Raw genomic sequence first — 13,351 nt, 5'->3', positions numbered from 1 at the left:
AGCCGGGACCCATCCACCGAAGGTGATTGTTGTGCGACGCTGGGGCCACAGCCCCCTTCAACAACTCACCCCTGTGGTGATGGGTCCCGCTTCGCTTGCCCGGGACGACGCTGAGTGGGTGGCGATAGCCAGCCCTCACTTGCAGGGCTTGGAATCCCTGACGTCGAACTTGTCCAGCGCGCCCGAGATCACGAAATCGTTGTAGTCCAGCACCAGCGCACGGGAGACGCCGTTCTCGTACAGCTCGAACGACATCGCGTAGACCGGCGTCTGCTCGCCGTCCTTCGCGCGCGCGTCGCTGTCGTAATAGCTCACCGTCACCGGCCAGCGCGTCATGGCCTTCATCGCATTGCTCGCCGTCGACGGATCGGGCGATGACGGCGCGCGGTCGCCTGTGATCGGCCGGCCGATCACGGTCAGCGTGTTGTAGATCTTCTCGCCGTTGTCGGAGCCGTCATAGACGGTCTGCTCGAGCACCGACTTGCCGTCGCGGGCGGCAGCGATGATGTGCTGGATCTGCTCGGTCGGGAACACGATCTTGCCGTCGATATTGAACGTCTTCTTCACCGGCTGGGTCAGCTTCACGGTGATATGATCGCCGACCCGCTCGGCGATGCCGTCGACCGGCGACGATTCGCTGTCGTTCATCCGCGTGTCGATCTTGAAGCGGTAGCTTTTGCCCGACGCGTCCTCCCAGGACGTGGAGCGAAGATCGGACAGCGTCACCTTGCCCTCGCCGCTGTCGAGCTCGGACACCTGGCGGAATTCGGAGGTGTAGCCTTCGCAGGAGTTGCCGGAGAAATTGTAGAGGATGCGCCCGCGCGCATCGCTGACCGAGTTGGAGCCGCGCGATTTCACCAGGCTGAGGTCGTAGAGCGCCTGATGCGCGAGAAACGGCCCGCTTGCCGCAGCGACCGCGGGCCCCTGAACCAGGCCGGATCCTGCGGCAACGGCGATCGCAAACACCAGGGCACGCGACGGAGTCCGGAACGGCAGGGTCATGTGGTTTCCTCAAGGAGGCAGGGATTCGCCACAATAGTGACGGTGGTATTGCGCCGCAACTGGGGCAAGTCTGACAAAATGGCAATGTATGCAGCGAAATTGCCGTCATTTTCGGCAGCTTTCCGTGCGATTCGGCACGTCATGGCCGCGTTGTCCTCACCTTACCGTCGCTTGCAACCGGCGGCACGATGCGCGAAACAATCGAAACAAACTTGGCCCTGACCGCGTTTCAGGCTTCGTGCAATCCAATTGGGGGACCAAAAATGGCGGGTACCGTCGAACAAAAACTGGCGTCACAGGGCATCACACTTCCGGAGCCGACCTCCCCGGTCGCAAACTATGTCCCCTTCGTCCGCAGCGGAAACCTGCTGTTCGTGTCCGGCCAGGTCTGCTTCAACGCCGAGGGCAAGCTGATCGCCAAGGGCAAGCTCGGCGCCGGCGTCACGCTCGAACAGGGCGCCGCTGCCGCGCGCGGCTGCGCAATCAATCTGCTGGCCCAGATCAAGGCCGCGCTCGGCGACCTCGACAAGGTCGTGCGCGTGGTGCGGCTCGGCGGATTCATCAATTCGGCGCCCGACTTCTTTGACGGGCCGAAGGTGCTGAACGGCGCCTCCGACCTGATGGTCGAGGCGTTCGGCGACAAGGGCCGCCATGCCCGTACCACCGTGGGCGTCGCCTCGCTGCCCGCGGACGCTGCGGTCGAAGTCGAAGGCGTGTTCGAAGTCGCCTGATCGATGCGCGCTCCTGATTGGCTGACGAAACGGCCGGTTGCCCATCGCGGCCTGCACGATGCCGCACGCGGCATCATCGAGAACATGCCGGCCGCGGCCACCGCCGCGGTAGCCGGCAACTTCGCCATCGAGTGCGATATCCAGCTCACCGCCGACGGCGAGGCCATGGTGCATCACGACGATGCGCTCGGCCGCCTCACCGAGGGGGCGGGGCTGCTGGCAACCAGGACGGCGGCCGAGCTGAAGGCCGTCAAGTTCAAGGACACCGCCGAGCAGATGATGACGCTCGGCGATCTCTGCGCGCTGGTCGCCGGCCGCGTGCCGCTGGTGGTCGAGGTGAAGAGCCATTTCGACGGCGACCGCAAGCTGGTGCGGCGGATGGCCGAGGTGCTGGCGTCCTATTCCGGCCCGGTGGTCGGCATGTCCTTCGATCCCGACCAGGTGCTGGCGCTGCGCGAGATCATGCCGAACCTGCCGCGCGGCATCACCGCCCAGCGCACCTATGACGACGGCCATTGGGACAAGCTGACGCCAGCACAGCGCGACAGCATGCTATACCTGCGGCACGGCTTTACGACCGAGCCGCATTTCGTCGCCTATTGGGTCAACCAGCTGCCGGCACCGGAGCCGTGGATCGCCCGCAACGTGTTCGGCTGTGCGCTGCTGGCCTGGACCGTGCGGACGGTGGAACAGCGCGAGCGCGCGGCGCGCTACGCCGACCAGATGATTTTCGAGGGGTTTGTGCCGGGAACCTGACATGTCCGAGACATGCCCTTGCAGTCTTGAACTCGTCGCTGCGACGCACGATGTTGGCGAGGGTTGGTCGTCATCGGCGATGGCGCAATGCGGGGCATGATCCGGACGTGGAGCCAGCTGTTCCGGAAAGATCACGCTCAAACGAGGCACCGGTCTTCATTCTCGATGGCGTCTTCTGAAATCACCCTAGAGGCTGTAGCCGACATCGGCGGCATTCCGGCCGCCGAATGGGACGCCTGCGCCAATCCCAAGGCGGATGCGGACAGCATCCATCACCTCGACACGCTGGCCTCGCCCGGTTCCGCAAAGGATTGCCAGACCACCGCAAGTTCGAGCTATAACCCATTCGTTTCCCACGCCTTTTTTGCCGCCGCCGAAGCCTCCAAGTCGGCCTGCCCGCGGACCGGCTGGGGCCCGCGGCATCTGATCGCGAAGCTCGATGGCCGGATCGTCGGCGTCGTGCCCTGCTATCTGAAATCGCACTCGCAGGGCGAATACGTGTTCGACCGCGGCTGGGCCGAGGCCTACCACCGCGCCGGCGGCAGCTATTACCCGAAGCTTCAGGTGTCGGTCCCCTTCACGCCCGCGACCGGGCCGCGGCTGTTGATCCGCGACGGCGTCGACCGCGAGGTGATCGGCTCGGCGCTGGCGCGGGGCCTGCGGGCGCTCTGCAACGCCACCGAGGCGTCCTCCGTGCATGTGACGTTCGCCCGCGAGGACGAGGCCAGGTTCCTCGGCGCCCACGGTTTCCTGCAGCGGACCGACCAGCAGTTCCACTGGCACAATCAGGGCTACAAGACCTTCGACGACTTTCTCGGTTCGCTGAACTCCCGCCATCGCAAGGGCATCAAGCGCGAGCGCCGCGAGGCGGTCGCCGCCGGGATCACCATCCACTGGCTGACCGGCTCGGACATCACCGAGGACGCCTGGGATGCGTTCTTCGAGTTCTACATGGAGACCGGCTCGCGCAAATGGGGCCGGCCGTATCTGACCCGAGAATTCTTCTCGCTGATCGGCGAGACCATGAGCCGGGACGTGCTGCTGGTGATGGCCAAGCGCAACGGCCGCTGGATCGCAGGCGCGATCAACTTCATCGGCTCGGACACGCTGTTCGGCCGCAACTGGGGCGCCATCGAGCACCACCCGTTTCTGCATTTCGAGGTCTGCTACTACCAGGCGATCGATTTCGCGGTTCAGCGCGGGCTCAAGGTGGTCGAGGCCGGCGCGCAGGGCGAGCACAAGCTGGCGCGCGGCTACCTGCCGCAGACCACCTATTCGGCGCATTTCATCGCCGATCCCGGGCTGCGCCGTGCGATCGCCGATTACCTCAAGCGCGAGCGCGACTATGTCGCCGAGGTCGGCCGCGAGCTCACCGAGGCCGGCCCGTTCCGCAAGACGGTCGACGACGACGCTTGACGTCTCCGCCGCCAGCTAGGCAATAAATCAGCATCATCGAGGAGCCGCCGCCATGCCCGCCGCCTACGACAACAACAACATCTTCGCGAAGATCCTGCGCGGCGAGCTGCCCTGCTACAAGGTCTATGAGGACGAGCACGTGTTCGCGTTCCTCGACATCATGCCGCGCTCGCCGGGGCACACGCTCGTGATCCCGAAGGCCCCTGCCCGCAACATCCTCGACATCAAGCCCGACGACTACGCCCATGTCGCGCGCGCCTCGCACAAGATCGCCGCCGCCGCGATGAAGGCGTTCGAAGCCGACGGCATCACGGTGCAGCAATTCAACGAGCCGGCCGGTGGCCAGGTCGTCTTCCATCTGCACATGCACGTCATGCCACGCAAGGACGGCGTCGCGCTGCTGCCGCCCGCGAGCCACAAGGAAGACGGCAAGGTGCTGGAGGCCAGCGCGGCGAAGCTGATCGCAGCGTTGAAGTAATCCCCGCTGTCATTCCGGGGCGCGCGGAGCGCGAACCCGGAATCTCGAGATTCCGGGTTCGATGCTTCGCATCGCCCCGGAATGACCGGTTGAGAGATTCTACTCCGTCTCGAAGTCCCCGGCCTGCGGCGGGGCGAGCGGAGTGAACTCGCAACGGTCGGGCTTGACGTCGATCAGCGGCGTTTCGTCGAGGCAGTCGAGGCCGCGCACCAAAATGACGTTGCGCTCGACGCCGACCAGCTTGACGATCGCGGTGCCGATCGGATTGGGGCGCACCGGCGAGCGCAGCGAGAAGGTGCCGCGGGTGTTGCCGTTGTTCTTCGGGCTTTGCAGCACGATGTCGCGGCGCGACTGGTGCAGCCAGTACAGCACCTCGAGATTTGAATAGAAATCGACGCCCTTGATCGCGGCGACCCAGGGCTCGAAAATCTCGAGCCGGCACACCGGGCCGTCATGGCGCCCCTGCCGGGGCGTCGCCAGCCGCGAGGTCCAGGGCGTGCGGATGCGGCCGATGAAGACCAGCCCGGCATCGCGCGCCGTCGGCATGTCGACGGCCACCTCGCCCTGGCGCAGTTCCATTTCACGTACCATGTCTCAATCCAGCGATATGTTCAGCGCCTTGACCACGCCCGCCCATCGCGCGCGATCGGTATTCACGAACTCGTCGATCTCGGCCTGGCTCTTCGCGCGGAGCGGCGGGAAACCGATCTTGAGCAGCGAAGCGCGGAACGCTTCGTCGTTCAAGGCCCGGTCGAGGCTCGCCTTGATCTTGTCGGCGATGTCGTCAGGCACCCTCGACGGCGCTGCGATACCATACCAGACGCTGACCGCATAATCGGGATAGCCGCTCTCGGCGATCGTCGGCAGATCGGGCAAATCGGGGATGCGCTCGGTCGAGCTGACGCCGAGCGGCCGCAGCATGCCCGATTTGACCGGCGGCAGCGCGGTGCCGAGCGTGTCGAACATCAGCTGGATGTTGCCGGACAGCAGATCGGTCAGCGCGGGTCCTGCGCCCTTGTACGGCACGTGGGTCATCTCGACGCCGGCCATCTGCTTGAACATCTCGCCGGCGAGATGAACCGTGCCGCCGGTGCCCGCCGATCCGAAATTGAGTTTTCCGGGATTCTTCTTCGCGTAAGCGACGAACTCCGCGATCGTCCTCGCCGGCACCGACGGGTGCACCTCCATGATCATCGGCGCGTCCGTGATGACGGACAGCAGGCGAAAATCCCTGGCCGGATCGTAGGGCAGCTTCTTGTAGAGCATCGGATTGAGCACGAAGATCGAGGCGGCCGTCACGAACAGCGTGTAGCCGTCGGGATCGGAGCGCGCCACGGCCTCGGCGCCGATCGCGCCCTGCGCACCGGCCTTGTTCTCGACCACGACCACCTGTTTGAAATCGCGCCCGAGATATTCGCCGACGATGCGGCCGAGCACGTCGGTCGGCCCGCCCGCGGCATAGGGCACCACGAGCTTGATCGGCCGCGTTGGATAATCCGCAGCACGCGCCGGCAGCGTCGCCGCCAGCAATGCCGTCAGAGCAACAATGCATAGCGATGATGCGCGCCGCTGCATGCCGTTTCCCCGTTGTCTTGTTCTTGGGGAGCGAGAGTAGCGGATAATGCGGACGCCGCAATCAGCCGAGCCAGTATTTGCCTGCGATCATGACGATCTCGCCCGCGATCACGCCGGCGAAGATCGATTTCCTCGCCAGCATGAACACGACAAAGCCCGCGGCGACCGCGCCGTAGCGCAGCCAGTCCGGCACGCTGGCGAGCGCGCCCGGCGGCTGCACCACGATCTGCGCGATGATTCCGGCGAGGATCGCGGTGGCGACCGCCCTCACCCAGACCAAGAGTTCGGAGTTCTCGTCGATGCCGCCGCCGAACCACAGGCCGAGCATGCGCCAGATCTGGTTGGGGATGACGCCCGCCACGAACAGGATCGCCAGCGCGTGCCAGTCGCCGATGAAGGTACTCATGCGCGCACCCCGACGATGCCCGCCCTCGCCCGGTGCACGGCATAGGCAATGGTGCCCGCGACGACCCCGCTGACCAGGATGTCGACGCCGCTGTTCAGCATCGCCGCCAGCGGGAACAGCAATAGGCCGAGCACCAGCGCGATGACATCGGCGAGCTCGCGGCAGTTGCGCGCCGTGGAGAACAGGAAGGCGAGCGGCGTCAGCATCAGCATGCCGGCGGCGAACAGCGGCGTGAGGTTGGCCGCGAGCATGTAGCCGATCGTGTTGGCGATCAGGCAGACCGTGACCAGGCCGCAGCCGAGCCCGTGGATGAAGGCGATCCGCCGGTTGCGCGGCACCTGCGGCAGGAAGCGGAAGCATTCGACCCACAGCGTCACGGCGGTGAGATGCGCCACCAGGATCAGATGCCGGCGCTTGGTCTGTTCGGTCCGCATCATCGGCAACACCGACACCACCATCGGAAACAGGCGGATCGCGCTGACGGTGACCGCGATCGCCGATTGCAGCACGGTGGCGCCGGAGCCGAGTGTCGTGATCACGATGATCTGCGCAGGGCCAGCCCAGACGAACGCCGTGCTCGCCAGGGTCCAGCCCAGCGAGAAGCCGGAATCATGCGCCAGCGCGCCGATGCCGAGATAGGTCGCAAACAGCACCAGGGTCAGCACGGTCGCGCCGATCGACCGCGCGCCCCATAGGAAGGCGCGGAATGAGGTGTGCCATTGCGGAGAATCGAGCGGAGGAAGCGCCACGGGGAACCGGATGGTTTGCAATCGCGGCGGCTTAGGGCGCTGACAACGCAGGGTCAAGCAAGAGACGGCACAGGGCGGGTATGCGCCTTGGTAGCCCGGATGAAGCGCCAGCGAAATCCGGGGCCGCTCTTGCAACCGGCGAGAGCTGTCCCGGATTGCGCTTCGCTTCATCCGGGCTACCGATCCACGCAATCACGCCCTGTTCTTCAGCACGAAGCAAGCCCCGCCCGCCTTGCGGATGCGGTTGCACAGGCCGTCGGCCTCGGGGCGCGTGTCGGCGCCGATGCGCACCTGGTAGAAGGTCGCGCTGCCGCGGGTGCGTAGCCGCGAGCTCAAGAGGCTCGGATCCTGATCGCCGATCACGTTCGACAGCCGCTTGATGGCGCGGGCATACATCGCGAGCGCCTTGTCGCGGCTGAAGCCGGCGGCGAGCTGGACGCCCCAGACCTTGGCGGCCGACAGCGTGATGTGCTGCTCGAGCCCAGCGACGAACGGATTCGGCGCGCGCTTGAGCAGCGCCATCAGCTCGCGGCAGCTCGTGGTCGGCGCGCGCTGCGGCATCTTGCCGTTGCGCCCGGCAGCGGCCCAGTCGTCGACGCTGGAGCCGGTGATCGCGGAGACGTAATTGCGCGTCTCCTGCGGCATGTAGCCGGAGCCGGCGAGCCAATCCTGGATCCGGCGCGGGCCGGCATTGTAGGCCGCGGCCGCGAGGCCGAGATTGCCGAACTGGTTGCGCAGCTCGCTGAGGAATTCGGCCGACTTCGGCAGCGCCTGCACCGGATTGAACGGATCGAGCAACCCGCGCTCGTTTGCCGTGCCCGGCATGAATTGCGCGATGCCCTGCGCGCGCTGGCCGTTGCGGGTCATCGGACCAACCGCATCGGCCTGGAAGCGGCTCTCCTGCCAGATCACGCGCGCGAAGAATTCGAGCGGCAGATCGTTGGCCCGCGCCGCCGACTCGATCATCAGGCACATCGCCTCGCGGGTGTCGCTCTCGCGCACATCGTCCGCGGGCTTGTCGGTCGCCGCCGCGGGCTTCTCGGCCGGCGCTGCGGGCGTATCCGCCGGGGACGCGGCAGGTTTGTCGGCCGATGGTGCGGCCTGCTCTCCCGGCGGTGGCGCAGGCGGCTCCGCCGGCGCGGCCGCGGGCTGCTCAGCGGGCTTGTCCGGGGGCGGCGCTGCCGGCTGCTCGGTGCCAGGCGGCGGCGCCGGGGCCGCGGCCGGAGCGTCCTCCGCGCCGACGCGGGCCGGCGGCACCAGCAGCACAAGCATGACCAATGCGGCGCAACGACCGGTTCGCATGGCAATTCTGTTCCCGTGCGGGCGCGGCTTGACACCGCAAGCTCGTGGTCTAGCTATGGACTGAAATGATGGCGCGCAAAAGGGAGCGCAAAATGGCCGCAGCATCCGACGATCAACTCGGCTTTGCCCCCGATAACGACGCCCCGATCGGCTATATGAAGCGAACCCGCGATTATTACGCGGCTATCGGCTACACCACCCCCTACCGCTGGGCGCATTACACCTCCGCCCCGTTCCAGCCCCTGAAGAAGCCGCTGAACCAGTCCCGGGTCGCCATCATCACGACCGCGGCGCCGTTCGATCCGGCACGGGGCGACCAGGGTCCCGGCGCGAAATACAACGGCGGGGCCAAGTTCTATGCGGTCTATGACGGCGACACGTCAAAGCAGCACGATCTGCGGATTTCGCACATCGCCTATGACCGCACCCACACCACGGCGATCGACAACGGCACCTGGTTCCCGCTGGCACAGCTCAAGCGCCTCGCCGCGGCCGGCACGATCGGCGACGTCGCGCCGCGCTTCTTCGGCGCCCCGACCAACCGCAGCCACCGCGTCACCATCGAGACCGACGCGCCCGAAATCCTCAAGCGTTGCCGTGACGACAAGGTCGACGCCGCGGTGCTGGTGCCGAACTGCCCGGTCTGCCACCAGACCGTCAGCCTGGTGGCGCGGCATCTCGAGGCCAACGGGATTTCCACGGTCGTGATGGGCTGCGCCAAGGATATCGTCGAGCATGCCGCGGTGCCGCGTTTCCTGTTCTCCGATTTCCCGCTCGGCAATTCCGCCGGCAAGCCGCAGGACGTCGCCTCGCAGGCGTTCACGCTGGAGCTGGCGCTGCGCGTGCTTGAGCAGGCGCCCGGTCCGCAGACCACCGTGCAGTCACCGCTGCGCTGGAGCGAGGATGCTTCCTGGAAGCGCGACTACAGCAACGCCGATGCGCTCAGCGCCGAGGAGCTGGCCCGCCTGCGCCGCGAGTTCGACGCGCAGAAGGAAGTCGCCAAGGGCCTGCGCGAGCGCGTGGCGTAAGGCTCGGCGCTAGACACGAGCACTTAGCCAACTCAAGGCGTCGTCGCTCGGGCGACCTGTACGGCGGTGAGCATGCCGGTCCGTTCATGGCAGCCGAGATATTCGAAGAACTGCTCGTCGGCGCCTGCCAACGTGACCTCGTGATACAGCCTGAGCTTGGCGTTCGGCCCCAAGGTCGAGAGATACTTCATCGCCGCGCCAAAAATCCTGACATGGGTCGGGTGCGATTCCGCCCAGCGCTCGAGTGCCGCAAGGCTCTTCCACCAGCTCTGGCCGTAAGACTTTTCGGTCGGCCTGCCCTCCGCATCGACAACGCGCATGTAGCGGTTGGCATAGCAGCCGATCGGCACACCGTCGTCGCGCAGGAAATCCATGCCCTCGCGCAGCACCGGCTCGACATCGTCGAGATACATCTTGCGTTCCGCTGCCTCGGTATCGCTCCAATCCTGTCCGGAACGGATCAGGCAGAGATTGTCATGCGCGACCACACGGATGCGTGCGCCGTCGCGGATCACGCGCGGCTCGCCGCCCGGCGTCATCGCGTCGGTCTGCGACAGCGGGATACGGTCGCGCATGCCGCCCCAATAGGCGTGCTCCTGCACCTCTCCGCTCATGCCGTCGGCAAGCACCGCGACGCCCTCCGGACGGCCCAGCGACGAGAACAGCGTCTCGTAGCGCGCAACATGCGGCCGCAGCACCTCGATGAAGCGACCGACGCCATCGCCGGCGCCGCTGCCGGTCCAGGCCTCGCGCGCGCCGTCGAACCAGGCGTCGAAACGCCCGGCGTCGTCCCAATAGGCGACCGAGACGACGTTGGTGTAGCCGGCCTGGTCGACATATTGCGCGCGGTCCCAATGCGTCGGGCCGTTCTCGCCGGCAAAGCGTTTTGCGATCGATGCCAGCGCGTCGGTCGCCGCCGCGCTCCGCTCACCGCGATATTGTACGCCGAAATAGGCCATGATCACGCGCGTGACCGCGGGCTTGTGGCGCGCAACGAAGGACGGATAAGGCGGCGCGTAATCGTCGGGCACACGCCGATGACGCGATCGGACTGTCTGCAAATGAGATGGAATGGCGGATTCCATGGCAGTCGCCTCCGGTTGGATGTCGTGCTTTCAGCTCGCGGCCGCGTCGATCTCCTCAAGGCTGTCGAGCGGAAGCGCGAAATGCTCGACGCGCTTCGAGGGCTTCTTGTTCAACAGCAGACGCGTGACATCGGGGCGCGAATAGTGCCCGGCTGGATCGGCGGCATTCTTGGCGATCCCGATCGCGCCGAGATCGATATCGGCGAGCAGCAGGCCCTCCTGCTCGGGCGGCAGCTTCTCGGCGATCGAGCTGCCGTCCGGCCCGTAGATCGCGGCATGTCCGCCGCCGACATGCAGCAGCGCGTGCTTGTCGTCGCGGTCGCACATCTCGTCGACCATCGCCTGCGAGACCGTGGCGCAGGGCGCCAGCACAAAGCACGAGCCTTCGACCGCATAGACCCGCGAGGCCGCGTTGTTGACCTCCCAGCCGAGCGCCGGCGCGAACGGATCATACAGCGAGAAGCTCGGCCAGGCCGCGACATGGACCTGCTCGTTCTGGGCGTACATCGCGTATTTCGACAGCGGCTGCAGATGCTCCCAGCAGCACAGCGCGCCGAGCCGGCCGATGCCGGGACGGTCATGCACCGCAAGATCGCTGCCGTCGCCTTCGCCATAGACGGTGCGCTCGGCATGGGTCGGCCGCAGCTTGCGCCGCTTCGCGATGGTCTCGCCGTCGGGTCCGATCAGCCATTGCGCGAGGTAGAGGCTGCCGCCGTCGCGCTCGGACAGGCCGAGCACCGCGGTCATGCCGGCCTTCTTGACCGCGAGCCGCAGCTTCTCGGCCTGCGGGCTGTCGTAGCTCAGCGAGTTGTCGAAATAGCGCTGCACGAAGCCGCGTCCGATCGCCCAGGCCGGCGAGTCCAGCCAGATGTACCAGGGATAGCCGGGGATGAAGGCCTCGGGAAACGCGATCAGCTTCGCCCCTTTGGCGGCGGCCTCCTCGATCAGCGCGATGGACTTGGCGATGGAGGCGTCGAGGTCGAGCCAGGCAGGTGCGGCCTGCACCACCGCAACGCGGTATTTCGGATGTTCGATGCCCATGATGTCCTCCTCTCGCGGCCGACGCTTGCGGCCGGTTCGTGCTTGATCGGCCATGGCGGCCTCTGACATCATGCTGCCCCGGGACCGGGCACGCCGTTCGACCAGGACGGAAGGAAAATTCGACTGCGGAGGAGATTCCCCGGCCGTCCCCGGTATGAAGCTTGCTTTGTTTGCGTGGCCAGCGTTTGCACTCGTGAAGGGAGGAAATCATGCCGGCCCTGTTCACCACGGAAGACGCGCCCACCCATCGGCGCCTTGCGCTCTGGCAGGACATCGTCTGCGACGTGTTCGTGCAGCTCGACTGCAAGTCCGACCTCGGCACCGCCTTCCACGGCGCCATCACCAGCGCGCAGCTGGGCGCGGTGAAATGCTCGGTCGTCTCGTCGAGCCGGCAACGGGTGCTGCGTACCCCGTCGCGGATCGCTCGCGCCAGCGAGGATTTTGTTCTGTTCGCCCTCGGCCGGAGTGGCGCGGGCGCCGTGCTGCAGGACGGCCGCGAGACCGTGATCCAACCGGGCGAGTTCGCATTCTACGACACCACCCGGCCCTATGAATTGCGCTTCAACGCCGACTTCACGCAGACCATCTTCCAGGTGCCGCGCGCCATCCTGCACCGGCGCTTCGCCGGCACCCAGGGCTTAACTGCGACCACGTTCACATCGGATCGTCCCGTGCAGCGGCTCGCCTGGCAGTTCATCGCGGGGCTCTCCGAGATCGCCGACAAGCTCGATCCTGACAACGCGATCCGCCTCGCCGACCAGGCCGCCGACCTGCTGGCGATGGCAATGAGCGAGCGGCTCGGCGGCGCCGCGCTGCCCGCCTCGACCCACCGCTCCGCGCTGCTCTACCGGCTGAAGGCGCATGTGCTTGCGCATCTGCCGAACCCCGAGCTCAACCTCGCCGAGACCGCCGCCGCGCTCGGCATCTCGCCGCGCTACGTCAACAGCCTTTTGGCCGACGAGGACACCTCGTTCCAGCGCTTCGTGCTGGCGCAGCGGCTGGAGCGCTGCAAGCGCGACCTCGCCTCGCAGGCGCACGCGCATCGCCACATCGGCGAGATTGCATTCGCCTGGGGCTTTAACGATCTCTCGCATTTCGGCCGCGTGTTCCGTGACCATTACGGCCTGTCGCCGCGCGACTGGCGGCAAAGCCGGCTGCCGAACTAAAGCGTTCTCCGTGAAGCCAAGGGTCTCTTGCGGCGCAAAATAGCCGGGAATCCACGCCATCACGGATGCAAATATTTACACTAACTGCAACGGGTTCCCCCGGCGCACTTCTTTTCGCTGCGGCGGACCGGTACATTCGTGCCGTTCATTTGGAGGATTTCCCATGCAGGACCGGCGCCAGAACGTACGCGAGAAGGTGTTCTATGGTGCGGTTGCGGAGATCAATGAACGCGGCTCGACGATGGATTGCGTCGTCCGCAACATCAGCGAAGGCGGTGCCTGCGTTGAATTTAGCGATGCCGCGCACTTGCCCGAAGAGATGAATCTCAGCGTCGCACGCAAGGGCCGCTCGTTCCTGGCCCGCCTGATCTGGCGCCAGGCCAACAAGGTCGGCCTCGCCTTCCGGATCATGACTTCCGACACGCCGGTCAGCGATCTCGACGAGCGGGTCCGCCACAGCGAGATCAAGAAGCGGCAGCTGCAGCGACGCATCAACGAATTGCTCGGCCAGGGCTGAGCCGCCTCGGCTCGGAGTCTTCGTTTCCGTCGCGGCCGGCATCCGGCATTCGGGGTTGCAAAGGCCGGGCTAATCCAGCATGCGGTAATCCCCGCAACG

At 66.2% G+C, this 13,351-nt stretch carries 15 protein-coding genes; 7 read left to right on the top strand and 8 right to left on the bottom strand.

From position 1 onward, the window contains the following. Window positions 1-135: 135 nt before the first annotated feature. Window positions 136-1,002, bottom strand: a complete 867-nt coding sequence (locus J2R76_RS04845; protein ID WP_057020803.1) for a cell envelope integrity EipB family protein — start codon at window positions 1,000-1,002, stop codon at window positions 136-138. 263 nt (window positions 1,003-1,265) lie between these two features. On the opposite strand from J2R76_RS04845, the gene J2R76_RS04840 reads away from it, so the two are divergent. The 4 genes from J2R76_RS04840 to J2R76_RS04825 all read left to right on the top strand — a co-directional run bounded on the left by J2R76_RS04840 (window position 1,266) and on the right by J2R76_RS04825 (window position 4,383). Further along, on the top strand, window positions 1,266-1,733 hold the full coding sequence (locus J2R76_RS04840; RefSeq protein WP_016845428.1) for a RidA family protein: 468 nt from the start codon (window positions 1,266-1,268) through the stop codon (window positions 1,731-1,733). A 3-nt stretch (window positions 1,734-1,736) separates the two neighbouring features. Further along, complete coding sequence (locus tag J2R76_RS04835; RefSeq protein ID WP_076834494.1) at window positions 1,737-2,489, top strand: glycerophosphodiester phosphodiesterase; 753 nt, start codon at window positions 1,737-1,739, stop codon at window positions 2,487-2,489. Between the two features lie 165 nt (window positions 2,490-2,654). Further along, the gene (locus J2R76_RS04830) at window positions 2,655-3,905 is read left to right on the top strand and encodes a GNAT family N-acetyltransferase (protein WP_253590034.1); all 1,251 of its coding nucleotides are present in this window, start codon (window positions 2,655-2,657) and stop codon (window positions 3,903-3,905) included. Between the two features lie 52 nt (window positions 3,906-3,957). Beyond that, window positions 3,958-4,383, top strand: coding sequence for an HIT family protein (locus tag J2R76_RS04825; RefSeq protein ID WP_057020806.1), 426 nt, complete (start codon window positions 3,958-3,960; stop codon window positions 4,381-4,383). A 99-nt stretch (window positions 4,384-4,482) separates the two neighbouring features. On the opposite strand, the gene tsaA is transcribed toward J2R76_RS04825, so the two are convergent. From tsaA to J2R76_RS04800, 5 genes are all read right to left on the bottom strand, one after another. After that, the gene (gene tsaA / locus J2R76_RS04820; RefSeq protein ID WP_076834498.1) at window positions 4,483-4,974 is read right to left on the bottom strand and encodes a tRNA (N6-threonylcarbamoyladenosine(37)-N6)-methyltransferase TrmO; all 492 of its coding nucleotides are present in this window, start codon (window positions 4,972-4,974) and stop codon (window positions 4,483-4,485) included. 3 nt (window positions 4,975-4,977) lie between these two features. After that, the gene (locus J2R76_RS04815; protein ID WP_253623772.1) at window positions 4,978-5,958 is read right to left on the bottom strand and encodes a tripartite tricarboxylate transporter substrate binding protein; all 981 of its coding nucleotides are present in this window, start codon (window positions 5,956-5,958) and stop codon (window positions 4,978-4,980) included. A 61-nt stretch (window positions 5,959-6,019) separates the two neighbouring features. Beyond that, entirely contained in the window at window positions 6,020-6,364 is a 345-nt protein-coding gene (locus J2R76_RS04810; protein WP_028343345.1) for an AzlD domain-containing protein, read from the bottom strand. After that, window positions 6,361-7,113 (bottom strand): AzlC family ABC transporter permease, encoded by a 753-nt coding sequence (locus J2R76_RS04805; RefSeq protein ID WP_168857446.1) that lies wholly within the window; start codon window positions 7,111-7,113, stop codon window positions 6,361-6,363. Before J2R76_RS04805 ends, J2R76_RS04810 begins: the two co-directional genes overlap by 4 nt. Window positions 7,114-7,305: 192 nt before the next feature. Next, window positions 7,306-8,415: a lytic transglycosylase domain-containing protein gene (locus J2R76_RS04800; protein WP_253623770.1), complete on the bottom strand. Its 1,110-nt coding sequence runs from the start codon at window positions 8,413-8,415 to the stop codon at window positions 7,306-7,308. Between the two features lie 92 nt (window positions 8,416-8,507). Here J2R76_RS04800 and J2R76_RS04795 point away from each other — a divergent pair, with 92 nt between their 5' ends. Further along, window positions 8,508-9,443, top strand: a complete 936-nt coding sequence (locus tag J2R76_RS04795; RefSeq protein WP_253623769.1) for a glycine/sarcosine/betaine reductase selenoprotein B family protein — start codon at window positions 8,508-8,510, stop codon at window positions 9,441-9,443. Window positions 9,444-9,475: 32 nt separating this feature from the next. On the opposite strand, the gene J2R76_RS04790 is transcribed toward J2R76_RS04795, so the two are convergent. Then, window positions 9,476-10,528 (bottom strand): phenylacetaldoxime dehydratase family protein, encoded by a 1,053-nt coding sequence (locus J2R76_RS04790; protein ID WP_229192561.1) that lies wholly within the window; start codon window positions 10,526-10,528, stop codon window positions 9,476-9,478. 30 nt (window positions 10,529-10,558) lie between these two features. Further along, complete coding sequence (locus tag J2R76_RS04785; RefSeq protein WP_076834510.1) at window positions 10,559-11,569, bottom strand: carbon-nitrogen hydrolase family protein; 1,011 nt, start codon at window positions 11,567-11,569, stop codon at window positions 10,559-10,561. Between the two features lie 209 nt (window positions 11,570-11,778). Here J2R76_RS04785 and J2R76_RS04780 point away from each other — a divergent pair, with 209 nt between their 5' ends. After that, window positions 11,779-12,735: a helix-turn-helix domain-containing protein gene (locus J2R76_RS04780; protein ID WP_253623768.1), complete on the top strand. Its 957-nt coding sequence runs from the start codon at window positions 11,779-11,781 to the stop codon at window positions 12,733-12,735. A 163-nt stretch (window positions 12,736-12,898) separates the two neighbouring features. Next, window positions 12,899-13,252: a PilZ domain-containing protein gene (locus J2R76_RS04775; RefSeq protein ID WP_141342905.1), complete on the top strand. Its 354-nt coding sequence runs from the start codon at window positions 12,899-12,901 to the stop codon at window positions 13,250-13,252. Window positions 13,253-13,351: the final 99 nt, after the last annotated feature.

The sequence above is a fragment of the Bradyrhizobium sp. USDA 4532 genome (assembly GCF_024171315.1).
GTDB classification, from domain to species: domain Bacteria; phylum Pseudomonadota; class Alphaproteobacteria; order Rhizobiales; family Xanthobacteraceae; genus Bradyrhizobium; species Bradyrhizobium australafricanum.
The sequence above is the reverse complement of the archived record's forward strand: the minus strand, read 5'-3'. Positions and strand labels throughout refer to the sequence as shown.